This window comes from Microcystis sp. LE18-22.4A (assembly GCF_027531105.1).
In the GTDB taxonomy this organism is placed as follows: domain Bacteria; phylum Cyanobacteriota; class Cyanobacteriia; order Cyanobacteriales; family Microcystaceae; genus Microcystis; species Microcystis aeruginosa.
The window spans coordinates 1-1,392 of record NZ_JAPZRB010000427.1 but is presented as its reverse complement, the minus strand read 5'-3'; the positions used below and the strand labels follow the sequence as shown (position 1 = coordinate 1,392).

The 1,392-nt window shown below is 37.1% G+C and carries 1 protein-coding gene; it reads left to right on the top strand.

Annotation, left to right across the window (positions count from 1 at the left end; translation table 11 throughout):
- Positions 1-699: 699 nt before the first annotated feature.
- A partial coding sequence (locus O9295_RS18810) for an RNA-guided endonuclease InsQ/TnpB family protein (RefSeq protein ID WP_288034476.1) occupies positions 700-1,392 on the top strand: 693 nt, incomplete at its 3' end.

The window sequence follows — 1,392 nt, the reverse complement described above, 5'->3', positions numbered from 1 at the left end:
TAGGGGCTGCTGAAAAAGTTTTTCGTGGGGGCAGGGTGTGGGGTGTGGGGTGTGGGGTGTGGGGTTTTACCCATTTTCAGGTGGTCAATTACCTAATTTTCAGGGAAAAAATCCCTAAATTTTCCCCCCAATCACTCCAATGGTAGGCACTTTTTCAGGGAAAAAAGTCTAAAAGCCTTATCCAACAAGGTTTTTAGATTTATTCAGCAAACCCTACTTAGTCGAAAATGCTGTAACCAAATAAAAAACCTCGGTGTCCAGCCGAGGTAGCGCTAAGTTATGTAGGAGAACTCAAGCAAATCTGTCAATGGGGCAAACCCAAACCCCGAAAACTTTTTTAAGCTAGTCAGCCCAGTTTTTCACCGTTGTCTCGGACTAAGGGAATCATATTTTGTCTGATACTCCCCGAAACAATCTGAACTGGCTTGGTGTCTTGGCTGTTTTGCTTTAACTTTTAGCTCATGTAAATAAATGTAACAATATTTTTACAAATTGTAAAGAAGGATTGACAAAATAAAACTTATGAGATGTATAAGCTAAGTTAATATTTTTCGCCGATCGAAGCTAGGGGGGGTAGAAACAGAAACCAAAAACCTACCTAAAGCCTTTTAAAGTTACTCATTTCTGTAGCTAGATAGCTAAAATAAGTAACTTTGGCCACCGATAGATTTTAAGAACGTTATCAGGTATAATCAAGATATGAAGCTAGTTGAACGTCATATTATCAGTCAAAACCATCCCTTCTGGTCAGAAATAGACCATTATGCCTTTTTGTCAAAAAATTTGTTCAATCTAGCTAACTACCATTATCGCCAATATTTCTTTGAAAACTCCCAAAAACTGGGTTTTAATCAACTCTATCATCTGGTATCTAAAACCTCAGATTATTTAGCTTTACCCACGAAAGTGAGCAAGCAGATAATCAGAAGATTAGATCAGGCTTGGATTAGTTATTTTGCCGCTTTTAGAGCTTGGAAAAAACACCCTGAAAAATTTTCAGGAAAACCCAAAATTATTAAGTATAAGGACAAAACCAAAGGAAGAAACCTACTAATATATTCTCAGGAATCAATTTATAAAAAACCTTTAAAAGAAGGAATTTGTCACTTGTCTATGAGCGACGTAAAATTGACCACTTCCCAAAGAGAAATAATTGAGGTGAGAATTGTCCCCAAAAGTAGCTGTTATGTCATTGAAATAGTCTATGAAAGACGGTCGGAAACCACAGATAAACAAGAGATAGCTGGGATAGATTTAGGAGTTAATAACTTAATGGCTGTAACTACAAATCAAACAGGTGTAGCACCTCTTTTGGTAAATGGCAGACCGTTAAAAGCAATTAACACCTTCTACAACAAACAACGTTCCCGCTTACAATCTCAACTGAAAACC